The organism is Salmonella sp. 32100201201700099SM, from assembly GCF_017572645.1.
Classification (GTDB): domain Bacteria; phylum Pseudomonadota; class Gammaproteobacteria; order Enterobacterales; family Enterobacteriaceae; genus Salmonella; species Salmonella enterica.
Genome location: NZ_JAGERQ010000004.1, coordinates 1 through 23,982 on the forward strand (window position 1 = coordinate 1; position 23,982 = coordinate 23,982).

Below are 23,982 nucleotides of genomic sequence, written 5' to 3' on the forward strand. Positions count from 1 at the left end.
TACGGGCCGTAAGTAACGAAGTTTGATGCAAATGTCAGATCGTATGCGCCTGTTAGGGCGCGGCTGGTAAGAGAGCCTTACAGGCGCATCTGAAAAACCTCCGGCTATGCCGGAGGATATTTATTGTTTCCTGGATACTCACTGAACAATGCCGTTACTGCCCGATAACTGCCGCCCCCCCCTCACCATAGCCGTTTCCTGCAACTAAGTCACAGACGTTGATTTACCAGGCCGATATGCCTTCTTTCCCGTTATATACCCTTCATACTTCAAGTGGCTTATGTGTTGGCTACGGATTACTCAGTCCATCCATGGGCCTCGCCCTGACGGGCCGTCGCACGCGACGTTCAAATCTGCTCCCGGCAGATTTGTCGCTCACCCCAGTCACATCGTTATCTATGCTCCTGGGGACTCACTCCCTTGCCGCCTTTAAGCAACTCGAATTATTTTGGGTATATATCAGTGAACTTCTATTTTTGTCAGTTTTTATTTTTCAGTTTATTTATTATTAAATACTGTTTCTGGCCTGGATATATTTTCGTGAATAGCCTCCCGACAGCCGGAGATAAAGGTATTTGCTGGCGTAACAGCGCTCATAATTTAAAAGATTTATTTATAGTTTGTTATCACGGAAAGATTTTAACTTAATACATGCCAGTAAGGCATCAGGTAAAAATAACCGGAGAGAAGAAGATGAACAAAATGCTATTAGCCGGAAGTGCCGGTATTGTTCTGCTGTCTGCTGCAGCCAGTCCGGTATGGGCAGACGATAATGCCAGTACATTTTCACTTGGATACGCCCAGCCCCATACTAATCACGCCGGGACGTTGCGTGGGGTTCGGCTGGCAAACAACTATGAAATGTCACCGGACTGGGGGCTGACAACCTCATTTGCCTGGCTAAATGGAAGCCAGCGCTATTCCGATGAAAGCAGTAATGGTCGTGTAACAACCCGTTATTACTCCCTGCTTGCAGGCCCCTCGTGGAAAATAAATAACCAGTTAAGTCTGTATAGTCAAGTGGGCCCCGTATTATTGCATCAGCGTGATCACGGGATAAATGAGTCTGACAGTAAGGTCGGATATGGTTATTCTGCTGGCGTGGCTTATACCCCGGTCAGTAATGTCGCTATAACTCTGGGTTATGAGGGCGCGGATTTTTGATGCTACCCATAACAGCGGAAGCCTTAATAGCAATGGTTTTAATCTTGGCGTGGGTTACCGGTTCTGAATAGGATAATCCGATAAAAAATGTTACTTTGTGGAGATGATGGATTATGAAAAGCCATATTATGCCAGGCGTTGCGCTGATGGTTATCCTGTTTTCAGGAAATATTATGGCCGCAACAAACATGACTGATAACGTTACTCTGAATAATGACAAGATATCCGGACAGGCCTGGCAGGCCATGCGTGATATCGGAATGTCGCGATTCGAGTTGTTTAATGGTCGCACCCAAAAGGCGGAACAACTGGCTGCGCAAGCAGAAAAACTCCTGAACGATGACAGCACTGACTGGAATCTGTATGTCAAATCAGATAAAAAAGCCCCAGTTGAAGGAGACCACTATATTCGGATAAATTCATCGATTACGGTAGCAGAAGATTATCTCCCTGCGGGCCAGAAAAATGATGCTATTAATAAAGCAAACCAGAAAATGAAAGAAGGAGATAAAAAAGGAACTATAGAGGCCCTGAAACTAGCAGGCGTCAGTGTTATTGAAAATCAGGAACTCATTCCTCTTCAGCAAACCCGTAAGGATGTGACCACAGCGCTTTCCTTGATGAACGAAGGAAAATACTATCAGGCAGGTCTGTTACTGAAATCAGCTCAGGATGGCATAGTTGTAGACTCTCAGTCAGTTCAGGAATCACCCACGCACTCCGTGCAGCACGACGCCGCGCATTAATATCCCCCAGCCTGCTGTATACATTACAGCAGGCAGCATTATGTCTGACAGCTATTACCAGTTTGTTCTTTGCTGTCGGCATTGTTTTTAAATTTCATCCGCGAAGTTTAGAAATGTCAGGGTACCTGCATTTATATCTATTGTGATGCCCATCACAAATACAGAAGAATATCATTTCATTTATTATTTTTTATTCCTTCCACTTATGATGGTTCATAATGATTTATTAAGTTAATGTTTTGGAATTAAATGCCTTTTACTTGCGTTATATCCAGTTTTTATGCTACCAGTAATTTCATTGTTATATATGATTAGTATTATGTTTTGTAAATATCCAGTGTAATGGAAAAGCAAAACATACATTCCAGATAATATATTACAAAATATTTCATGTCCGCTGCGAATATCTGTCTGTAAGGTATTCACCCGCTTATAATTACATTAAAAAGTATTTCTTTGATGATTATTCTTAAATTACGATCATAATCATCGATCGTATCGATATATTTTTATTGTTTTAATTTGAATAAGAATTTTATTACAACTGATTAGGCATTAGCTGAAATCAATATTTTTCGATGGAAAGTTCAGGTGCTTCGTTTAACACCAGGCGTTTATTATTCATACGAATCTTTTCTGAACGCTTTCATTAATACCCTCAGAGTTGTTTTCAGCCTTTGCAAAATAATTCTCATTCACCCAAAGGACATATTATCTATGCGTAATAAAATAATACTTGCCATGGCGGCTGCCGGTATGATGTATGGCGCTTCTGTATTTGCCGCCGATACTACTCCCACAGCAGGCCCGTTCGGCTCAGGTAAAATTCTTTTCACTGGTACCATCACCAACCCACCCTGTGATATCGCACCGGGCGACGATGCGATCACCGTTCCGTTTGGACAGATTTCTTACCGTAAACTGAATACCGCCGACGCAACTACGGAATCAAAACCGTTCACCATTCATCTGCAGAACTGTGCTTTCGATCCGAATATCCCGGACACATCTGGCTCCGCAGGGAAAATGTCCAAAGTGACCGTCTCTTTCTCTGGCGAAGCCAATGTCGCGAAAAAGGCTTACACCACCAGCGGCAGCGCACAGCATGTTGGTGTCCAGCTACTGAAGAGTGACAACACCGCAATTATCGAGCCCAACACCCAGATGCCGGAGGGCGACGCTCAGCAACTGCAGGCCGGAAACAACGAACTCAACTTCTATGCCCGGCTAATAGCACTGGATAATGGCGTCACGCCCGGTGACTTCACCGCATCTGTCACCTACACCCTGAAATACCTGTGATTTTATGCGGTAAATAACGACAGGGAGAAGCCGTCCACAGAGGGGTTCGGACGGCTTTTATATCTGACCATGCCTGCGGGCTGTCTGTTACACGGACGACAACACGAAAGCGCCATGCCATGAAAATTACCCGGCTTGCCATTCTGATTACCCTGACATTTTCCGTCCTGAAGTCGCAGGCCACGGAGTTCAATGCCAGCCTGCTGGACAGCGGGAACCTGTCCAACGTGGACCTCACGGCCTTCAGCCGCGAGGGGTATGTGGCGCCCGGTAACTATATTCTCGATATCTGGCTCAATGACCAGCCGGTACGGGAACAGTATCCGGTCAGAGTTGTACCGGTTGCCGGACGCGACGCGGCCGTCATCTGTGTGACAACAGACATGGTGGCCATGCTGGGTCTTAAGGATAAGATTATTCATGGCCTGAAACCCGTTACCGGTATCCCGGACGGGCAATGCCTTGAGCTGCGCTCCGCTGACAGTCAGGTACGGTACAGCGCTGAAAATCAGCGTCTGACCTTCATTATCCCCCAGGCCTGGATGCGTTATCAGGACCCGGACTGGGTGCCTCCTTCACGCTGGAGCGACGGCGTCACCGCCGGCCTGCTCGATTACAGCCTGATGGCCAACCGCTATATGCCGCAGCAGGGGGAGACCTCTACCAGCTACAGCCTCTACGGCACCGCCGGGTTTAATCTCGGCGCCTGGCGGTTGCGGAGCGATTACCAGTACAGCCGTTTTGACAGTGGGCAGGGCGCATCACAGTCCGATTTTTATCTACCGCAGACGTATCTGTTCCGTGCCCTGCCAGCACTGCGCTCAAAACTGACGCTCGGACAGACGTACCTCAGCTCCGCTATTTTTGATTCCTTCCGCTTTGCCGGGCTCACTTTGACCAGCGATGAGCGCATGCTACCGCCCTCTCTTCAGGGGTATGCCCCGAAAATCAGCGGCATTGCGAACAGTAATGCACAGGTTACCGTCAGCCAGAATGGCCGCATTCTGTACCAGACCCGAGTGTCACCGGGGCCTTTTGAGCTTCCCGACCTGAGCCAGAATATCAGCGGCAACCTGGATGTCAGCGTCCGGGAAAGCGACGGTAGCGTCCGGACATGGCAGGTCAACACGGCCAGCGTCCCCTTTATAGCACGCCAGGGACAGGTTCGCTATAAGGTGGCCGCCGGACGTCCGCTGTACGGCGGGACGCATAACAACAGCACGGTCAGTCCTGACTTTCTGCTCGGGGAGGCCACTTGGGGAGCATTTAACAACACGTCGCTGTATGGCGGCCTCATTGCCTCCACCGGCGACTACCAGTCCGCAGCGCTCGGGATCGGCCAGAATATGGGGCTGCTGGGCGCTCTGTCTGCGGACGTCACCCGCTCAGATGCGCGGTTGCCGCATGGGAAGAAGCAGTCCGGTTACAGCTACCGTATCAACTATGCCAAAACGTTTGATAAAACCGGCAGTACCCTGGCGTTCGTCGGATACCGCTTCTCGGACCGCCATTTTCTGTCCATGCCGGAGTACCTGCAGCGTCGGGCCACCGACGGCGGCGATGCATGGCATGAAAAACAAAGCTACACCGTGACTTACAGCCAGTCCGTTCCGGTACTCAATATGAGCGCGGCCCTCTCGGTAAGCCGGCTCAATTACTGGAATGCGCAGTCCAACAATAACTACATGCTCAGCTTCAACAAAGTGTTCAGTCTCGGCGACCTTCAGGGGCTCTCGGCCTCGGTGTCGTTTGCCCGTAACCAGTACACCGGCGGGGGGAGCCAGAACCAGGTCTACGCCACCATCAGTATCCCGTGGGGCGACAGCCGCCAGGTGAGCTACAGCGTGCAGAAGGATAACCGGGGCGGCCTGCAGCAGACCGTGAATTACAGCGATTTCCATAACCCGGATACCACATGGAACATCAGCGCCGGTCATAACCGCTATGACACCGGCAGTAACAGCAGCTTTAGCGGCAGCGTGCAGAGCCGTCTGCCGTGGGGGCAGGCGGCAGCGGACGCCACCCTGCAGCCCGGACAGTACCGCAGCCTGGGCTTGAGCTGGTACGGCTCGGTGACCGCCACCGCCCACGGCGCCGCCTTCAGCCAGTCGATGGCCGGGAATGAGCCTCGCATGATGATAGATACCGGAGACGTGGCCGGTGTGCCGGTGAACGGCAACAGCGGGGTGACCAACCGCTTCGGGGTGGGCGTGGTGAGCGCCGGCAGCAGCTATCGCCGCAGCGATATTTCGGTTGATGTGGCCGCCCTGCCGGAGGACGTGGACGTCAGCAGCTCCGTCGTCAGCCAGGTGCTGACGGAGGGCGCGGTGGGCTACCGGAAGATTGACGCCAGCCAGGGGGCGCAGGTGCTCGGTCATATCCGGCTGGCTGATGGCGCAAGTCCACCGTTTGGCGCTCTGGTAGTGTCCGGGAAAACCGGCAGAACCGCGGGGATGGTCGGAGATGACGGTCTGGCCTACCTGACAGGCCTCAGCGGGGAAGACCGCCGGACCCTGAACGTGTCCTGGGATGGCCGGGTGCAGTGCCGACTCACCCTGCCGGAAACGGTGACACTTAGCCGGGGGCCGCTGTTACTGCCCTGCAGATAAAAATATCCCTGTCACAGAGCAGGACTAACGGAGAAAACAGGTGAAAAACAGCAGAAGAAGCCGTGTGATTTTACTCGCACTGGCGGCAGCATGGAGCCAGTGCAGCCCGGCGGCCGTCAATGTCGACCGGACCCGTATTATCATGGATGCGCCACAGAAAACGGTGGCCATCACGCTGAATAACGATGACAAAACCACGCCGTTCCTGGCGCAGTCCTGGGTGACGGACGCTGACGGGGTGAGAACCGATGCGCTGATGGCGCTGCCGCCGCTGCAGCGTATTGATGCCGGACAGAAATCCCAGGTCCGCATTACCCAGGTTCGTGGGCTGACAGATAAGCTCCCTCAGGACAGAGAAACACTGTTCTGGTTTAACGTGCGGGGCGTTCCCCCGAAGCCGGAAGACGACAACGTCCTGCAGTTGGCCATGCAGAGCCAGCTGAAACTGTTTTACCGTCCGAAAGCCATTATCAGAAGCAGCAGTGACCAGCCGGAAAGAAAGCTGACTGCTGAGCGAAATGCGGGACATCTGACCCTCAGAAACCCGACGCCGTACTACATCACTGTGGCGTGGCTGGGAGCAGACCGTAGCCACAGGCTCAGCGGTTTCCGCGAGGGCGTGATGGTGCCGCCCCTGGGGAGCCTGCCTTTAAAGGCTGTTCTGCCGGCAGAAACCCGGACGCTGTGGGTGGGGTATATTGATGATTACGGTGGACTGCAGATGAACCGCTACGCCTGCGATGCCCTGAACTGCGCGTTTAAGGACGCAGGGGCGACATCATGACAGAATGGATTTTTAATCTGAAAACAAAACTGACCGTGCTGGTGATGATGTTGTGCTCTTTATGTGTGACTAAAGTGTATGCGGTTGAGCCAAGCCTGAATGAATGTATCATTACCTCTGGTCAGAATATTAATTTTAAAAACATAAATATAACAAACGATAATTACACCCCGGGTCCGGGGACAGTTGTCAGCACAATAACTCAGAAGTTCACTTATTCGTGTAATATATCATCTTTGATTTCAGGTAAACCACCTTTACTGTTATTAAATCAGCCTTATTTCAGAGATTTTACCAAAAAGTTAGACAGTATGGGCCTGGGTTTTCAGGTGTCCGTTACCGACGCTCCTGTCTTAACCTGGGACGATATTAAAGGGATATCGCAGGGAGGAAATGAGCCTAAAGTGGAATTTGGACAGCCTTTACCTCCAGGGCTCACGACACGAACAGCAACTGTAAAAATGGAATTCTTATATCTGACAGCCTACAAAGAGAGCAGTGCTGTGTACACTTTTTCCGGTATAAATAATGTGATGAATGTTGTTCCGGTAAATTATGCTCAAAGAAACAACGGATTTGTTTTATCTGGTTTTAATGTGAGAATTCTCAGAAACGGATTGGGTAAAGTTGACATTGTTCCATTACAGGTCAACTTTGGGCATATTTATACGACTTATGAACCTTCACAGACCAGACAGGCAAATTTTACAGTGATCGCCAGGCAGGTTTTACGACCGGCTATGGGACAGGAATTCACGATCCCGCTGGCCATCACCTTCGGGAAAGGTGCGCTGACACAGGATACCGGGCAAACTCTGAATCTTGTCAGTCTGGATGGCCCCAACAAAGGTCAGCCTAATGGACTCCGGCTTTCAATAAAAGATGATAAAGGAAAAGAGATTACTTTTGATAAACAAGAAGTATTGGGGGATATTACTATTACAGAAACTGTCACCGGTAATGTGTCGAAGGTATATACTGCAGTAATAACCCCGACCCCGGGGGGAAGTGTAAAGACAGGAAAGTTTTCTGCTGCAATACCCGTTACTGTTACCTATAACTAATCGGGGGTGACAGATAATAAAAATAAAAGAGCTGACTGAGTTATCGGGGAACTAATCCCGAATAAACCCACATTAATAATAAATACTATTTAAGAGCTGTTCTTCACCTCCGGAAAATTATTTACCCAGTTATGGAGAGGTTTTATGTGCCCTGATAATACACACGCAAAAAAGCAGTACCTTATCCCAGGTAACGATATTCATTATCCCGGACAGACCAACCATGATGCCTGTTTTATTCCGGTAAGTGTCCGCCAGTATGCCGGCGAGCCCCTGTATATCATCGTGGCACACTGGTGCCTGTTGCAGCAGAACTGGGTTCAGCGTAACCAGATAGCAGAGGCGTTTCACATCACGGCCAGACGGGCCAGCTACCTGATTGCCTATCTGCGAAGCAAAACATCGCGGGTGGTCAGCATCTGCCGTCACCAGACCCTGCCCAATAAAGCACGACGCTATGAGATTTATGTTATCCGGGTTCTTGACAGTCCCACCCCGTCCACGCGTCGTGAAAAAGCCGGACCGCCGCCGGTATCAAAACGCCGGGTCGGTAATGGTGACAGGTCGATGGCAAATGAACTGTGGAACCGGCTGTGCAGTAACAGAAATGCGGGGAAGATCCTGAAAAAGAAGGAGGATGAGGATGACGGAACATAACCGGATACCGGCCCGGCAGATTATCGTTTACGGTGACTGCTGGCCGGTGACGATCGCCGTGGCACACCTGGTCCGGAGATTTATGCCGGGCTGCAACTGTGAAACCGCATACAGGCAGCCTGTTCTGTTGCAGCAATTACGTCGGAAACCGGAGGCCATACTGATACTGTGTCTGCGTCCCCGTGAACATCTCTTTTTGTTCTATTCCCTGAGACAGATACTGCCGGACTACCCGGTTATGATTATCAGCGATGAGTTGTTTTTCAGCGACCGGGTGGTACTGAAGGTATACGGCGGCATCCCGGCGCTGCTGGAGCCGGAACTGGCGGAGATACTTATTCGGTGGCGGCGGGATGAACAGTGGGCCGGGGGCGCACGCTTGCGCAGGACAGGAGCGCTGGACGCCTTTTTGTTATCTCCGGAGCCAGTGACGGGCTTTCTGGAAGTGCCGCCGATATTTAACAATCCGAAGCGGTTGATGAACTATATGGACCAGTTGATGCACCGGGAGATACTGGCATGTGGAGTGAGCCTGGCCCAGTTACGCTTGCTTCAGGAAGTTTACCGTGGACGGGGAAGGTTGTCAGCGTTGTGTGGAAGGCTGAATACGCAGGAGAAGCAAATCTGGCAGGACAAATACCGGTTACTGGTGAAGCTGGGAATGCGGAACCGATTACGGGAACTGCTGTTTGGTACCCGGTTTTGTAAATCACTGCAGCGAACTCCGTTTATCGCTCCGCAATAACCCGCCTCCGGCGACCCTATCCAGAAACACTGAAACGCCGGCTACACCCGGTGGCGGTGGGGCATGTTTTGCCTGTGGTGTCGTGAAGTAAAACACAGATCATTATTCAGGCGGGACGCTGAATGTATGGCCTTTCATACCGTTTGATAAGTAAAAACGCTTCTGGAATGAAACCCGAAGTGAATGATACGGCCTGAGCAGAAGCGTTACATATTTACTGCATGATCCCGGTATAGCCATGAATTCCCATATACACGCCGACCAGACCAATCAGAATGCTCGAAAAATAGGGCGCCCGCCGGGCAAGCGTCGAAAAACCACTCCAGCGCTTTGCTGCCTGTTGAACGCTTATCGCCGCGCCCACGCCTACCGTCACCAGCGTTAATGCCAGGCTAAGACTAAAGCTCAGCACCATCGTGGCGCCCAGCGTAAACGCTTTAAGCTGGATACAAATCAGTAAAACGGTGATCGCAGCCGGACAGGGGATAAGCCCTCCGGTCAGTCCGAACAGCAGGATCTGTCCATTAGTCACTGTTTGACCATCAAAACGGCGTTGAATATCGGCAGCATGGGCGCGTTCATGGGCATCCTGATACGCTTTTGACGTTGCGCCTTCCGGATGTATGTGGCCATGATGGTCATGGTCATGGTCATGGTCATGGTCATGGTCATGGTCGTGATGGTGGTTTCCCGCCAGCCACTGCTGCTCGCCTCGCCATGTCCGCCAGAACATCCAGCACGCGGTGCTCAGAATAATGATCGCAGAAATTAACTGCAGCCATGGTTCCACTGATTGTGCGGTGAATGCCCGGCTAAGATACATCCCACCCAGAGCGATTAACCAGACGATCGCGGTATGAGAAAGCGTTGCTGCCAGACCGAGCATGACAGCCTGTTTAACCGTACCTTTAATGGCAATGATAAAAGCCGCCATCATAGTTTTGGAGTGCCCTGGTTCAAGCCCGTGCAAAATACCTAATAAAATGGCGCTGGGAATGAAGAACCAGCCGTTTCCTTGCTGAAGAAGTGTCGGAAATTCACCCATGAGAATGATTCTTAGTTGTTTTATGTGGGGCGTCATTCTACTCCCCCCCCCCCCCAGTATGTAATACTACCCCTCAGTAGCATCGTAATGCTATAATTTGTATTCGTTAATGTTAGTGAGGTGTTGCAATGTCACATACCATCCGGGACAAACAAAAGCTTAAAGCCAGAACCAGCAAGATTCAGGGACAGGTGATAGCGCTAAAAAAAATGCTGGATGAACCGCATGAATGCGCGGCCGTGTTACAACAGATCGCGGCGATTCGCGGCGCGGTAAATGGCTTAATGCGTGAGGTGATTAAAGGGCATCTGACCGAGCATATCGTTCATCAGAGTGATGAAGCCAGACGTGAAGAAGATCTGGACGTAATATTAAAGGTGCTGGATTCTTATATAAAATAGCCGGGAGTTATATCCCGGCTATCTTTTACTTTAGCCGAAAAACATCACCGATACGCAAAGTAAACCGACGACCAACGTAATGAAATTGCCTACTGAACGGTAGGGTTTCAATGCCGGTATCAGGTACGTTGACAACGTGGGCATAATAAACAGAATCATCGCAATGAGCGGGCCGCTAATAGCATAAATCATAGAGATGGCATTCGGGTTAATACAGCAAATAATAAACGTAATCCCGGAGACCAGCATGATAGACAGCGCGCGATTGAACGCCCGGCTTTTTTTCACGCCAACCTGCTGTAGGGTGGTTCTTACCATTTCGGTTGCGCCCTCAATGACGCCGAAATAGGTGCCGAGGAAAGATTTCGACATGGCCACGACGGCAACGATAATACCGGAAATAGAGAGCCAGGCCGGCGCATTGGGCATCATCGAGAGCGCGGAAAGGATGGTAACGCCTTCGTTGCGCGCGTCTTCAATGTATGACGGCGGAATGGAGAGCAGGCAGCTAAAGACAAAGAACAGCACACTCAGGCAGATAATCAGGTAGGCGACCTTCATGATCTTTTTGCATTTATCCATGGCCTGATCGCCAAAATTTTCCCGTCTGTCGATGGCAAACGTCGAAATAATGGGCGTATGGCTAAAAGCAAAAACCATCACCGGAATAGAAATCCATACCTGGTGCAACGTGTGACTATCCAAAGACATCTGCCCGGTCAGTAACGAGGGTTGCCAGCTTCCGGTTAAGTAGAGCGAAAGGAACAAGAAGTAAGCGATAAGTGGAAAGACTAAAAAGCCCATTACGCGAAGAGTGGCATGTCTTCCCATTAAGAAAATCATATTCAGGATAAGTACTACGCCGAAGCTAACTGCCATCCGGATGCGAATATCTATCTGAATATGCTTCGCTAATTGCTCTGTCAGGGAATTGGTAATCGCCACAGCATAAATTAATACCACGACAAAAAACGCAATGAAATAAAGCGTGGTAATAATACTGCCGATTTTCTTGCCGTAATAATGAGTAACGGCGCCAGTAATTCCCTCACCTGCAGAAGTCTTTGAGGAAAGAATAAACTGACACAGCGCCTTATGCGGCCAGTATGTTAGAGGCCAGGCGACCAGCGCGGTAATAAATAGCACGATTGCGCCTGCCGATCCCAACTGGATGGGAAGGAAAAGAGTGCCTGCGCCTACAGCCGTTCCGTATAATGCAAAACTCCAGAGAGTCTCATCTTTTGACCAAATTTTAGACATTATTTGAATTTATCAACTATAAAACACACAAAAAGAAGCGCAATTTACCATAAATAGCGTCAGTTGGGGGCGTTTTAAGCAGATGGATGTCGTGGAGGAGGAGGGCCGGGAGCGTTGCGATCCCGGCAAAAAAGAGCAATATCATGCACTAACGCGCTGTTGGCGGCGGGTCACTATTCGTTGGCGTAAAACATCGTATGCCCAGTTGTACAGCATCGTGTACGGCAAAAAGAACAGGAAGAAACCAATTTCCAGGGTGAATGCTTGTAGCAGGCTGACATTCAGTACCCAGGCGACAATACTCACGCCAATGACAATAAACCCACTTTCAAATCCTAACGCATGGAGTGCGCGCACTTTGGCGGTTCGTCTCACCTGATGCGCAGGCCACAGTCGATCAAACAGAGCGTTATAAATGATATTCCAGATCATGGCCGTCGTTGCCAGCAATATCGTCAGGCCGCCCATCTCCAGCACCGAGCGCTGCATTAGCCAGGCGGTCGTTGGCGCCAGTATCGCAGTCGCAATACCTTCAAAACAGACAGCATGGAAAATACGCTCCGGCAGCGAGCGACGTTGTATGGCGTCATGTTGCATAAATGAAAAAACCTTACTCTTAATCAAATTAAAGAAATTTCCGCTATTTTATCGTTTAATATGATACCTAAAAGATAAAATCCATCGATAAAGTAGATAGGTTATGCGTTACTCACCTGAAGCGTTAATGGCATTTGTTGAGGCCGTCTCTTGCGGCTCGTTTTCTGCGGCGGCGCGCCGCCTGCGTAAAAGCCAGTCCACCATTAGTACCGCCATTGCGCATCTGGAGGCGGATCTGGGATTTTCATTATTTGATCGATCATCGCGCCAGCCCGTTCTGACCGAAGAAGGAAAACGGGTGCTTAGCTATGTTCAGGGTATTTTATCGGCGAGCGACCGTCTGGATGAGGTGGCGCTGACGTTATCCGGCGAGACGGAGGCAAGGCTCACGTTCGTCCTCTCTGATACCCTGCACCCTGACAGTCTGGAAGAGTTAATGGCGCAGTTTGATCGTCAATTTCCGCATACCGAGTTTGAATGCTTGATCGGAGAAAATGATGATGTCATCGACCTGCTGCAAAAAGGGCGCGCCCAGATAGGCCTGATTGAAGCGCGTGATGACTATCCCACAGACATTGGCGCGACGCGTCTGCCTGTTCAAAGCTGGATGGGAGTTTATGTGGCGACCACGCATCCGTTGGCGTCGCAGACGAACCTGCAATGGGAACAACTGCATACCTGGCGCGAGCTGCGTCTGAATACCTACCTTGAATCTAACGCCAACATTACGCGCGGCCCGGCCTGGTCAGCGCCAAACTATTTATTACTGTTGAGCATGGCGGTTCAGGGATTTGGCTGGTGCGTATTGCCCTGCGCGCTGGTGGAAGAGTTTGCGGCGGAAAAACCGCTGGCGCAGCTGGATGTTCCTGGCTGGCCGAGGGCGATTGCTATTGATTTGCTGTGGAACAAGAAGACGCCGCCCGGAACGGCGGGGAACTGGCTTCGCTACCATTTGCAGCAGAAATAAGCTGCGTCACCGCCAAATCAGCGTCATTTCCTTTGTGATAAAACTCACTTTTTTTAAACAATCAAGATAACTAATTTTAACAATGCTCTACTATGGCGGTGTCATTTTGCGCTGAGGTGGTAATGAAAGAGGTTGTGATAGTGGGGGCTTTACGGACACCCATCGGCTGTTTTCAGGGAACGCTGGCCCGTCATTCCGCCGTAGAGCTGGGGAGTATGGTCGTAAAAGCGTTAATTGAGCGCACCGGCGTGGACGCTAACGCTATCGATGAGGTCATCCTCGGTCAGGTGCTGACGGCTGGCGCCGGGCAGAATCCGGCGCGCCAGTCAGCCATCAAAGGAGGGCTGCCGACTACCGTTTCCGCCATTACCATTAATGACGTTTGTGGTTCCGGTTTAAAAGCGTTGCACCTGGCGACGCAGGCTATTCAGTGCGGCGAAGCGGACATTGTTATTGCGGGCGGGCAGGAGAATATGAGCCGTGCGCCGCATGTCCTCAATGACAGCCGTAGCGGCGCGTTGCCTGATGCCGACAATCTGGTGGATAGTCTGGTACATGATGGCTTATGGGATGCCTTCAACGATTATCACATTGGCGTGATGGCAGAAAACCTGGCGCGGGAATATGGCATTAGCCGCGAGTTACAGGATGCTTATGCGCTCAGTTCGCAGCAAAAAGCCAGGGCCGCGATTGATACCGGACGTTTTAAAGATGAGATTGTCCCCATCGTCACGCAACGTAATGGGCAGACCGCAATTGTCGATACGGATGAACAACCGCGGGCCGACGCCAGTGCGGAGGGGTTAGCCCTGCTGCATCCGGCGTTTGATAGTTTAGGTTCGGTGACGGCGGGTAATGCCTCCTCAATCAACGATGGCGCCGCCGCGGTGATGATGATGAGCGAGGCGAAAGCCCAGGCGCTGGGGTTGCCGGTGCTGGCGCGCATCCGCGCGTTTGCCAGCGTCGGCGTCGATCCTGCGCTAATGGGGATTGCGCCGGTATATGCTACCCGGCGCTGTCTGGAGCGTGCCGGCTGGCAACTGACGGAGGTCGACCTTATCGAAGCCAACGAAGCGTTTGCCGCCCAGGCGTTGTCGGTAGGAAAAATGCTGGAATGGGATGAGCGACGGGTAAACGTTAATGGCGGCGCGATTGCGCTGGGGCATCCCATTGGCGCTTCCGGCTGTCGAATTCTGGTTTCACTGGTGCACGAAATGGTTAAACGCGACGCGCGTAAAGGCCTGGCGACGCTGTGTATCGGTGGCGGTCAGGGCGTTGCTTTAACCATTGAACGCGACTGATCCTGCGCCAGCCATCCTTTTCCTGTTTCAGTATTCCGTCATAAAAAGCCCTCTATCACGAGGGCAAAGCCAGTGACAGAAACCCCTTTTTCGGCATAGTGCGGAACGTCTTGCCGCGTCGGGCATTGCAGACGCATACCGCTTTTAATTCAATTCGCACATCAGACCTCGTTCTAAAACAAGCTCCAATTTTTATCTGGGTAACCGCATACAGCATCTGGCGCGCATGTCTGAAAACCAGACAAATGCGTAAGTTTTAGCGCCGATCGTGATCGCTACAGCAGTTTTAAAAATAACCAGACATAAAAATGAAACGTTGTTTTATTTATTGTTGAAAACCTTCATCCAGGCGACTATGATGCCGTTAAATAAATCAAAACGGTGTTTTGATTTTATGCCATTGCGATCGATTTATCATTGGAGGGAAAAGTGGACGTAAGGCAAAGTATCCATAGCGAGCACGCTAAAACGCTGGACACCCAGGCGCTGCGACGCGAGTTTTTAATAGAAAATATTTTTGTCGCTGATGAATATACGATGGTCTACAGCCATATCGACCGTATTATTGTCGGCGGCATTATGCCCGTCAGCCATCCCGTTGAAATCGGCGGAGAAGTAGGTAAACAGCTTGGCGTTTCCCGATTACTGGACCGCCGCGAGCTGGGCGTCATTAATATTGGCGGCGCGGGCGCCATTATCGTTGACGGGCAGCGCCATGACATTGGTCATCGTGATGCTCTGTATATTAGTAAAGGGGCGAAAGAGCTGGTCTTCGTCAGCAATGAGGCGAGCAGACCGGCGAAGTTTTATTACAACTGCGCGCCAGCGCATACCGCTTATCCGACGAAAAAAGTGTCGCCTGCCGACGTTGCGCCCGTCACCTTAGGCGATAACCTCACCAGTAACCGTCGCACTATCAATAAATATTTCGTACCGGATGTACTGGAAACCTGTCAGCTCAGTATGGGACTCACCGAACTGGCGCCCGGCAATCTATGGAACACCATGCCATGCCATACCCATGAGCGCCGTATGGAGGTGTACCTCTATTTCAATATGGAAGAGGACAGTTGCGTTTTCCATATGATGGGGCAGCCTCAGGAAACCCGTCATATTGTGATGCGTAATGAACAGGCGGTTATTTCCCCAAGCTGGTCAATACATTCCGGCGTTGGCACCAAAGCCTATACGTTTATTTGGGGCATGGTGGGAGAAAATCAGGTCTTCGATGACATGGATCACGTTGCGGTACAAGATCTGCGCTAGTCGCGACCGGTGATAACGCCTGTGCGTGACAGGCATGACAAAAATAAGGATTAACAATGATTTTGAATGCATTTTCTCTTGAAGGTAAAGTCGCGGTTGTGACGGGGTGCGATACCGGATTGGGGCAGGGGATGGCGTTAGGGCTGGCGGAAGCGGGCTGTGACATTGTCGGTATTAACATTGTTGAACCGACGGAAACTATTGCGCGCGTCACCGCTCTGGGACGTCGTTTTTTAAGCCTGACAGCCGATCTGCGCCAAATCGATGGTATTCCGGCGCTACTGGAACGGGCGGTGACGGAATACGGTCATATTGATATTCTGGTGAATAACGCGGGTTTGATCCGTCGTGAAGATGCGATTGATTTCACGGAAAAAGACTGGGATGACGTCATGAACCTGAACATCAAGAGCGTGTTCTTTATGTCTCAGGCGGCGGCAAAACATTTTATTGCCCAGGGCAACGGCGGCAAAATTATTAATATCGCGTCAATGCTCTCCTTCCAGGGCGGCATTCGCGTTCCGTCTTATACCGCGTCGAAAAGCGGCGTAATGGGAATAACGCGTCTGATGGCGAACGAGTGGGCGAAACACAATATCAATGTAAACGCCATCGCGCCGGGCTATATGTCCACGAATAATACCCAGCAATTGCGCGCTGATGCACAACGTAGCGCCGAAATTCTCGACCGTATTCCGGCTGGACGTTGGGGGCTACCGGGCGATTTAATGGGCCCGGTAGTCTTCCTGGCATCCAGCGCCGCTGATTATATTAACGGCTATACCATAGCGGTAGATGGCGGTTGGCTGGCGCGTTAATCCGCTACTGACAAATGCGTTTCTGGGAAAATCGACTCTTTGGCCGAAAAAACTGATAAAGCCCTGTCCTCGTACAGGGTTTTTTTATGATCTCATTAGCATAGTCCATATTGTGGGTTTAACTTAACTCATATATTGTTAAATAATAGCTATAATCAATGAGTTAACTTATTGAAATATTGGTGGTTTGAAAAAATATCTGGCAACGGCGTTAAATTTAAAAAGTGTAATATCCATCACATATCGCTATAGCGTAGCCATTTAATCCATATTTATGCCGTTTCCAGCCTGACACTTGAGGAAGAGTATCCCGTACTTTCAGGCTATGTCTTACTCTGTGGTGGCAGGAAAATATGGTCTCTATTAATGACTCTGCTTTAACGCCGCGTTCGCTTCGCGACACACGACGTATGAATATGTTTGTTTCGGTTTCTGCAGCGGTTGCGGGACTGTTATTTGGTCTGGATATCGGCGTTATCGCCGGGGCGCTGCCTTTTATTACCGACCATTTCGTACTGACCAGCCGGCTGCAGGAGTGGGTCGTCAGCAGTATGATGCTTGGCGCGGCAATTGGCGCATTATTTAACGGCTGGCTTTCATTCCGGCTGGGGCGTAAGTATAGCCTGATGGCTGGCGCGATTTTGTTTGTACTCGGCTCGCTGGGGTCGGCGTTTGCTTCCAGCGTGGAAGTATTGATTGGCGCCCGCGTGATACTGGGCGTAGCAGTAGGGATTGCCTCCTATACCGCGCCGCTTTATCTCTCTGAAATGGCAAGTGAAAATGTTCGCGGCAAAATGATCAGTATGTATCAACTGATGGTGACGTTAGGCATTGTGCTGGCTTTTTTATCCGATACGGCATTCAGCTACAGCGGCAACTGGCGCGCGATGTTGGGCGTGCTGGCGCTGCCTGCGGTGTTGCTCATTATTCTGGTGGTATTCCTGCCGAATAGTCCGCGTTGGCTGGCGCAAAAAGGTCGCCATATTGAAGCGGAAGAGGTGCTGCGTATGCTGCGCGATACCTCGGAAAAAGCCCGTGATGAACTGAATGAGATTCGGGAAAGCCTCAAACTCAAGCAGGGCGGGTGGGCATTATTTAAAGCTAACCGCAATGTTCGCCGCGCCGTGTTCCTCGGTATGTTGCTACAGGCAATGCAGCAGTTCACCGGCATGAACATCATTATGTATTATGCGCCGCGCATTTTTAAAATGGCCGGCTTTACCACCACGGAACAGCAAATGATCGCTACGCTGGTGGTCGGACTGACCTTTATGTTCGCGACTTTTATAGCCGTCTTTACGGTCGATAAGGCCGGGCGTAAACCGGCGTTAAAAATCGGTTTCAGCGTAATGGCGTTAGGGACATTGGTGTTGGGCTACTGCCTGATGCAGTTTGATAACGGTACGGCATCAAGCGGTCTCTCCTGGCTTTCCGTTGGGATGACGATGATGTGTATCGCCGGTTACGCGATGAGCGCCGCTCCGGTGGTGTGGATACTGTGTTCGGAAATCCAGCCGCTGAAATGCCGTGATTTTGGCATTACCTGTTCAACCACGACAAACTGGGTATCGAACATGATCATCGGCGCGACATTCCTGACACTGTTGGACAGCATTGGCGCGGCAGGTACATTCTGGCTCTACACCGCGCTGAATATCGCTTTTATCGGCATCACTTTCTGGCTGATTCCGGAAACCAAAAATGTCACCCTGGAGCATATCGAACGCAAGCTAATGGCGGGCGAGAAGCTAAGAAATATTGGCGTGTAATCCTCCCTCCCATGCCGGATGACGCCTGTTATCCGGCATGATGAAAAATAGACTGGAAACGGATGTGTAAGTTTGCTTCACTGCCATAATGCTTTACAAAAAGGAGAGCGCAGTGAAAACGATCGGACTGTTGGGTGGTATGAGCTGGGAATCGACTATCCCTTATTACCGTTTAATCAATGAAGGCATTAAACAGCAGCTGGGAGGCCTGCACTCGGCGAGCTTACTGCTGCATAGCGTAGATTTCCACGATATTGAAGTATGTCAACGCCGCGGCGAGTGGGATAAAGCGGGCGATATCCTGGCGCAGGCCGCCCAGGGGTTACAGCAGGCGGGCGCAGAAGGCATTGTGCTGTGTACCAACACCATGCATAAAATCGCGCACGTTATTGAATCTCGTTGTTCTCTGCCTTTCCTACACATCGCGGATGCTACCGGGCGAGCTATCGCCCGTCAGGGGTTGCATCGCGTGGCGCTATTAGGGACTCGCTATACGATGGAACAGGATTTTTATCGCGGGCGGCTGGAACAGCAATTTGCGATTGAGACCATCGTGCCGGAGGCGGACGATCGGGCGCGTATCAATCAGGTCATTTTTGACGAGCTCTGCCAGGGGACATTCACTGACGCGTCGCGCCACTATTATTTACAGGTTATCGAACAACTGGCTGCGCAAGGCGCGCAGGGTGTTATTTTTGGCTGCACTGAAATAGGTTTGCTTGTTCCCCAGACGCAAAGCGCGCTACCGGTTTTCGATACCACGGCAATTCATGCCGCAGATGCCGTGAGCTTTATGCTTTCGTCATCGGCCCCAGAATAACCTCCAGCGGTTCGACCAGGCGCGAAAGATGCGTTTGTAAATGCTTACTGAAGGCGTCAACCAGCGCGGAGGCGGGGCGGTGTAGCGGGCGAATCAGGCTGACGGTAAAGGGCACGTCAATGCTGAAGCGGCGAACGGTGACGCCGCTGGCGGCATAGTCCAGTGCGGTCAGCGGGTTAACGATCGAAACGCCCGCCCCGGCGCGCACCATCGCGCAGACGGAGGCCGCGCTATGCGTTTCCACCACCATTCTGCGCTTCACCTGATGTTCGGCAAATAACGTATCCAACAACTGTCGATAGCTGTCCAGGCGGGAGAGGCTGATAAAGTTTTCCCCCTGAAAATCGTCTGGCGTCAGTACCGTTTTGGCGGCAAGCGGATGGTCGCAGGGCAGTACGCACACTTCATTTAGCGTTAGTAACTCGGTACGGGTTGTTCCTGCCGGGGCATGAAGCGTCTCCGTCAGCCCTAAGTCGTGGCGCTGGGCGGAGAGCCACTCTTCCAGCAACGGCGACTCCTGCGGCACAATATTCAGGCTGACATCCGGATAACGCGCCAGAAAAGGCGGTAGTAGCGGCGGCAAAAAGGATTGTGAAAAGACCGGCAGGCAGGCGATAGAGAGTTCGCCCTGACGGAACTCGCGCAGACTTTCCGCCGCGCTGACGATGCGATCCAACCCATACCAGGAGCGTTGTACCTCTTCGAACAGGCGTAGCCCTTGCACCGTCGGATGTAAGCGCCCGCGTGTGCGCTCAAACAGCGTTAATCCCAGCACTTTCTCAAAACGCGCCAGCTCGCGACTGACGGTAGGCTGCGAGGTATGCAGCAGCCGCGCCGCTTCGGTGAGATTTCCGGCGGTCATTACGGCATGAAAAATTTCAATGTGACGTAAATTAACGGCAGCCATACGTTTCCCTGAATCATTTATCCCATATCATTTTTGCATAGACTGACAATAAAACGATATTTTTTATTCTTTCTAAGGTATGGCGTAATCGTTAAAAAGCCCGTTCCGGAGTTTGTTATGTCATTGCCGCATTATTACGCTGAAACTGACCTTAACGCTGAAAATTTGCTCAGATTGCCTGCTGAATTCGGCTGTCCGGTCTGGGTCTATGACGCGCACATTATTCGCCGTCAGATAGCCGCCCTGCAGCAGTTTGACGTCGTGCGTTTTGCGCAAAAAGCCTGTTCGAACATTCATATCCTGCGCTTAATGCGCGCGCAGGGCGTCAAGGTGGATTCTGTTTCATTGGGGGAGATCGAACGTGCGCTGGCGGCGGGCTACGATCCGCAAACGTGCCCTGATGATATCGTTTTTACCGCCGATGTGATTGACGCCGCCACGCTGGCGCGCGTCAGCGAACTGCATATTCCGGTCAATGCCGGCTCGGTAGATATGCTGACGCAGCTTGGTCAGGTTTCGCCTGGGCATCGCATCTGGTTGCGCGTGAATCCTGGCTTTGGTCACGGCCACAGCCAGAAAACCAACACCGGGGGCGAAAACAGCAAACACGGCATCTGGCATAGCGATCTTCCGGCGGCGCTGGCGGTAATGCAGAAATACCGACTGAAACTTGTCGGTATCCATATGCACATTGGTTCCGGCGTCGATTATGGTCATCTGGAGCAGGTTTGCGGCGCGATGGTACGCCAGGTGCTGGAATGTGGTCAGGATTTGGACGCGATTTCGGCAGGCGGCGGACTCTCGATACCTTATCGTGAGGGAGAAGAGCCCGTTGATACGCGCCATTACTATGGCCTGTGGAACGCGGCACGCGAGCAAATCGCCCGCCATCTGGGACATGCGGTCAAGCTTGAGATCGAACCCGGACGTTTTCTGGTGGCGCAATCGGGCGTGCTGGTAACGCAGGTGCGTAGCGTAAAACAGATGGGAAGCCGCCATTTCGTGCTGGTAGATGCGGGTTTTAACGATCTGATGCGCCCGGCGATGTACGGTAGCTATCACCGTATTTCGGCGCTGGCGGCGGATGGTCGCGCGCTTGAAAATGGCCCGTGGGTCGAGACGGTGGTCGCCGGGCCGCTATGCGAATCAGGCGATGTTTTTACGCAGCAGGAAGGGGGAATGGTTGAAACACGCGCCTTACCTGCGGTCATCCCCGGCGATTACCTCGTATTGCACGATACCGGCGCGTACGGCGCGTCTATGTCATCGAATTACAACAGCCGCCCGCTCCTGCCGGAAGTACTGTTTGACAATGGACAGGCGCGGCTGATCCGCCGTCGTCAGACCATTGAGGAGTTGTTAGCGCTGGAGATGTTCTGAAGCGCATCATTAGGCCGGACGTTGAAAAAACGGGCCCGCGGAGACGGACTCACGCAGAATGAGCGTGCCGGTAAAGGGTGGGATCGGGGCGACCGGCTCGCTGTTCGCCAGACGAACGGCCTGATCGATCGCGGTGGCTATCATATCCTCGATGGGTAAATAGACTGTTGAAAGCCCCGGCTCAAGCCAGGTTGCGCCCGGCGCATCGTCAAAACCAAACAGCGACACATCCTGTGGGATGCGTAATCCGGCCTGGCGCAGCGCTTTTGCCGCGCCCAGCGCCGTGTCATCATTACAGGCGAATAGCGCGCTAAACGTGACGCCTTCCTCCAGTAATTCCCGGCAGGCGTCATAGCCGCGCGTCAGCGTGTAATCGCCGTATTTCACTTTTGCCGGTTGCCAGGGGATGCCATATTTTTCCAGCGCCTTGCGATAACCCGCTACGCGTGATGTGCCGGTGGGAGTATGAACAGGCAGCGTAATACAGGCGATATCGCGATGGCCCTGCGTAATCAGATATTCCACCGCCTGGAATGCCGCCGTCTCCTGCTCGAAGAAAATAGCGCGATCTCGGGCCTGAGTGACGTTGCGATTAATAATCACCAGCGGCATTTCCGTGGCGTCAATCAACGACAAAATCGCCAGCTCGTCCATATAGCGAGTGTAAAGAATAATAGCGTCGCACTGTCTGTCGGCCAACATTTGTACGGCTTTCTGCTCTCGTTCCGGCGTATCGTGACCATCGGTGACGATCAACTGCTTGTTATGCAACTCCGCCTGGCGCGACGCCCGGCGCAACAAACTGCCGAAATAGAAGCCGTCAAACGTAGAGACGACCAGACCGATGCTGTTGTTGGTGCGATTCGCCAGCGAGCGTGCCAGTAGGTTGGGGCGATAGTCCAGAGCCTGCATCGCCGTAAACACTTTCTGGCGCGTGCTTTCTTTTACCTGCCCCGTCCCATTCAGCACTCGTGAGACGGTGGCCTTTGATACGCCCGCATGGCGGGAAACATCCAGCATTGTCGCCATCATGCTACCCTGATTAATCGGTTGTCGACAGGTGCCCGGTATCCGTCGGCGTGGACACCGAATGTCGGCGTACCAGTGTCGGACTAAATACATGAGTTACTTCTGGCGTAGGACATTTCCCTGCCAGCGCTAAGGCCAGCTCCGCCGCCTGTGTCGCCATGGTGACGATCGGATACCGAATGGTGGTCAGTCGGGGACGCACATAGCGTGAGACCAGTACATCATCAAAACCGATGAGCGATACTTCGCCCGGCACCCCCACGCCATTATCATTTAATACTCCCATCGCGCCGGCCGCCATCGAGTCGTTATAGCAGGCCACCGCGGTAAAATTTCTGCCGCGACCTAATAACTCAGTCATCGCCTGCTCGCCGCCGCTTTCATCCGGTTCGCCGAACGTCACCAGCCGATCGTTAGCCGGGATATGGCTTTCCGCCAGCGCATCGTAATAGCCCCTCAGGCGATCTTCGGCATCAGAGATAGTGTGATTGGAACAGATATACCCAATACGCGTATGACCTTGCTGGATCAGATGCCGGGTCGCCAGCCATGCCCCGTAACGGTCATCCAGCGCGACACAGCGATGTTCTAACCCCGGTAAAATGCGGTTAATCAGCACCATGCCGGGGATTTGCTTCATTAATGAGGCCAGGTCCGCATCCGGAATCATTTTGGCGTGTACCACTAACGCTGCGCAACGATGACGAATCAACTGTTCAATAGCCTGACGCTCTTTTTGTTCGTTATGATACCCGTTGCCAATCAGTAAAAAATTGCCGGTGTGATACGCCACCTGTTCAACGGCTTTCACCATCGCGCCGAAAAAAGGATCGGAAACGTCGCCGACCACCAGACCGAGGGTTTCCGTTGCCTGCTGTGCCAGCGCGCGCGCGTTGGCGTTAGGGTGATAGCTCAAGGACTCCATTGCGCTGGTCACCGCCAGCCGGGACGCTTCGCTGGCTTTTGGCGAATCGTTAATAACGCGAGAAACGGTGGCGACTGAAACACCGGCCAGTCGGGCTACATCTTTTATGGTCGCCATGATAATACCTATAGTGGGTAAACGCTTACATTACGCCAGTTTTACGGAAAATGAACCTCTGTTCAAGCCTCTTGCCCCGCCGTGTCGGGCAAATGTGACCTGCACGGGAGAAATGCGTCTGTAAAGTGACAATACAAATCTTTCGTTACAGTTTGCGAAGCGCTGTTGCGATTGTCTGCTGGCAGGCCAGCGAGTCAGGTTGATAGAGTGGTGATCCCAGAGGTATTGATTGGTGAGATTATTCGGTACGCTCTTCGTACCTGTCTCTTGCACCAACCTGCGCGGATGCGCAGGTTTTTTTTCGAACCT

General features: G+C 51.9%; 21 protein-coding genes and 1 pseudogene. 16 read left to right on the forward strand and 6 right to left on the reverse strand.

Annotated elements, in window-relative coordinates:
- Positions 1-693 precede the first annotated feature (693 nt).
- The 8 genes and pseudogenes from J4685_RS07405 (at position 694) to J4685_RS07440 (ending at position 9,071) form a co-directional block, all read left to right on the forward strand.
- Positions 694-1,231: pseudogene (locus J4685_RS07405) on the forward strand (STM3031 family outer membrane protein).
- A 46-nt stretch (positions 1,232-1,277) separates the two neighbouring features.
- The gene (locus J4685_RS07410) at positions 1,278-1,910 is read left to right on the forward strand and encodes a YfdX family protein (RefSeq protein ID WP_000835265.1); all 633 of its coding nucleotides are present in this window, start codon (positions 1,278-1,280) and stop codon (positions 1,908-1,910) included.
- Positions 1,911-2,627: 717 nt separating this feature from the next.
- Complete coding sequence (locus J4685_RS07415) at positions 2,628-3,212, forward strand: fimbrial protein (protein ID WP_001244632.1); 585 nt, start codon at positions 2,628-2,630, stop codon at positions 3,210-3,212.
- 119 nt (positions 3,213-3,331) lie between these two features.
- Positions 3,332-5,821 (forward strand): fimbrial outer membrane usher protein StdB, encoded by a 2,490-nt coding sequence (gene stdB, locus J4685_RS07420; RefSeq protein ID WP_000705499.1) that lies wholly within the window; start codon positions 3,332-3,334, stop codon positions 5,819-5,821.
- A gap of 40 nt (positions 5,822-5,861) precedes the next feature.
- Entirely contained in the window at positions 5,862-6,605 is a 744-nt protein-coding gene (stdC, locus tag J4685_RS07425) for a fimbrial biogenesis chaperone StdC (RefSeq protein WP_000798493.1), read from the forward strand.
- Positions 6,602-7,669, forward strand: coding sequence for a hypothetical protein (locus tag J4685_RS07430; protein WP_000141337.1), 1,068 nt, complete (start codon positions 6,602-6,604; stop codon positions 7,667-7,669). The genes stdC and J4685_RS07430 overlap by 4 nt, the downstream gene beginning before the upstream one ends.
- A gap of 144 nt (positions 7,670-7,813) precedes the next feature.
- Positions 7,814-8,326, forward strand: coding sequence for a CaiF/GrlA family transcriptional regulator (locus J4685_RS07435; RefSeq protein ID WP_000336254.1), 513 nt, complete (start codon positions 7,814-7,816; stop codon positions 8,324-8,326).
- Positions 8,313-9,071, forward strand: coding sequence for a hypothetical protein (locus J4685_RS07440; protein WP_000134790.1), 759 nt, complete (start codon positions 8,313-8,315; stop codon positions 9,069-9,071). Before J4685_RS07435 ends, J4685_RS07440 begins: the two co-directional genes overlap by 14 nt.
- A 214-nt stretch (positions 9,072-9,285) precedes the next feature.
- On the opposite strand, the gene J4685_RS07445 is transcribed toward J4685_RS07440, so the two are convergent.
- Positions 9,286-10,116, reverse strand: a complete 831-nt coding sequence (locus J4685_RS07445) for a nickel/cobalt efflux protein RcnA (RefSeq protein ID WP_023211730.1) — start codon at positions 10,114-10,116, stop codon at positions 9,286-9,288.
- A gap of 128 nt (positions 10,117-10,244) precedes the next feature.
- Here J4685_RS07445 and rcnR point away from each other — a divergent pair, with 128 nt between their 5' ends.
- Positions 10,245-10,517 carry a Ni(II)/Co(II)-binding transcriptional repressor RcnR gene (gene rcnR / locus J4685_RS07450; RefSeq protein WP_000019953.1) on the forward strand — a complete coding sequence of 91 codons (273 nt, stop codon included), beginning with the start codon at positions 10,245-10,247 and terminating at the stop codon, positions 10,515-10,517.
- A 30-nt stretch (positions 10,518-10,547) separates the two neighbouring features.
- On the opposite strand, the gene J4685_RS07455 is transcribed toward rcnR, so the two are convergent.
- On the reverse strand, positions 10,548-11,777 hold the full coding sequence (locus J4685_RS07455) for an amino acid permease (RefSeq protein WP_000036837.1): 1,230 nt from the start codon (positions 11,775-11,777) through the stop codon (positions 10,548-10,550).
- 141 nt (positions 11,778-11,918) lie between these two features.
- Positions 11,919-12,374, reverse strand: coding sequence for a multidrug/biocide efflux PACE transporter (locus J4685_RS07460; RefSeq protein WP_001519547.1), 456 nt, complete (start codon positions 12,372-12,374; stop codon positions 11,919-11,921).
- A gap of 103 nt (positions 12,375-12,477) precedes the next feature.
- Between J4685_RS07460 and J4685_RS07465 the strand changes: the two genes are divergently transcribed.
- The 6 genes from J4685_RS07465 (at position 12,478) to J4685_RS07490 (ending at position 19,315) form a co-directional block, all read left to right on the forward strand.
- Entirely contained in the window at positions 12,478-13,341 is an 864-nt protein-coding gene (locus J4685_RS07465) for a LysR family transcriptional regulator (protein WP_001270765.1), read from the forward strand.
- Between the two features lie 122 nt (positions 13,342-13,463).
- Complete coding sequence (locus J4685_RS07470; protein ID WP_000665976.1) at positions 13,464-14,642, forward strand: acetyl-CoA C-acetyltransferase; 1,179 nt, start codon at positions 13,464-13,466, stop codon at positions 14,640-14,642.
- A 429-nt stretch (positions 14,643-15,071) separates the two neighbouring features.
- Entirely contained in the window at positions 15,072-15,908 is an 837-nt protein-coding gene (gene kduI, locus J4685_RS07475; RefSeq protein ID WP_000383272.1) for a 5-dehydro-4-deoxy-D-glucuronate isomerase, read from the forward strand.
- A gap of 56 nt (positions 15,909-15,964) precedes the next feature.
- Positions 15,965-16,726, forward strand: a complete 762-nt coding sequence (gene kduD / locus J4685_RS07480; protein WP_000602496.1) for a 2-dehydro-3-deoxy-D-gluconate 5-dehydrogenase KduD — start codon at positions 15,965-15,967, stop codon at positions 16,724-16,726.
- A gap of 353 nt (positions 16,727-17,079) precedes the next feature.
- Positions 17,080-18,495, forward strand: coding sequence for an arabinose-proton symporter AraE (gene araE, locus J4685_RS07485; RefSeq protein ID WP_000253635.1), 1,416 nt, complete (start codon positions 17,080-17,082; stop codon positions 18,493-18,495).
- A 112-nt stretch (positions 18,496-18,607) separates the two neighbouring features.
- Positions 18,608-19,315: an aspartate/glutamate racemase gene (locus J4685_RS07490; RefSeq protein WP_000848633.1), complete on the forward strand. Its 708-nt coding sequence runs from the start codon at positions 18,608-18,610 to the stop codon at positions 19,313-19,315.
- Here the strand turns inward: J4685_RS07490 and J4685_RS07495 are convergent.
- Positions 19,287-20,222, reverse strand: coding sequence for a LysR family transcriptional regulator (locus J4685_RS07495; RefSeq protein WP_000741798.1), 936 nt, complete (start codon positions 20,220-20,222; stop codon positions 19,287-19,289). The genes J4685_RS07490 and J4685_RS07495 overlap by 29 nt on opposite strands.
- 117 nt (positions 20,223-20,339) lie before the next feature.
- Here J4685_RS07495 and lysA point away from each other — a divergent pair, with 117 nt between their 5' ends.
- Positions 20,340-21,602 carry a diaminopimelate decarboxylase gene (gene lysA, locus J4685_RS07500; protein ID WP_000056594.1) on the forward strand — a complete coding sequence of 421 codons (1,263 nt, stop codon included), beginning with the start codon at positions 20,340-20,342 and terminating at the stop codon, positions 21,600-21,602.
- A gap of 9 nt (positions 21,603-21,611) precedes the next feature.
- Here the strand turns inward: lysA and J4685_RS07505 are convergent, their stop codons facing one another.
- Both J4685_RS07505 and galR read right to left on the reverse strand, forming a co-directional pair.
- Complete coding sequence (locus J4685_RS07505; RefSeq protein WP_000968336.1) at positions 21,612-22,634, reverse strand: LacI family DNA-binding transcriptional regulator; 1,023 nt, start codon at positions 22,632-22,634, stop codon at positions 21,612-21,614.
- Positions 22,635-22,644: 10 nt separating this feature from the next.
- Complete coding sequence (galR, locus tag J4685_RS07510) at positions 22,645-23,673, reverse strand: HTH-type transcriptional regulator GalR (protein WP_000201030.1); 1,029 nt, start codon at positions 23,671-23,673, stop codon at positions 22,645-22,647.
- Positions 23,674-23,982 lie beyond the last annotated feature (309 nt).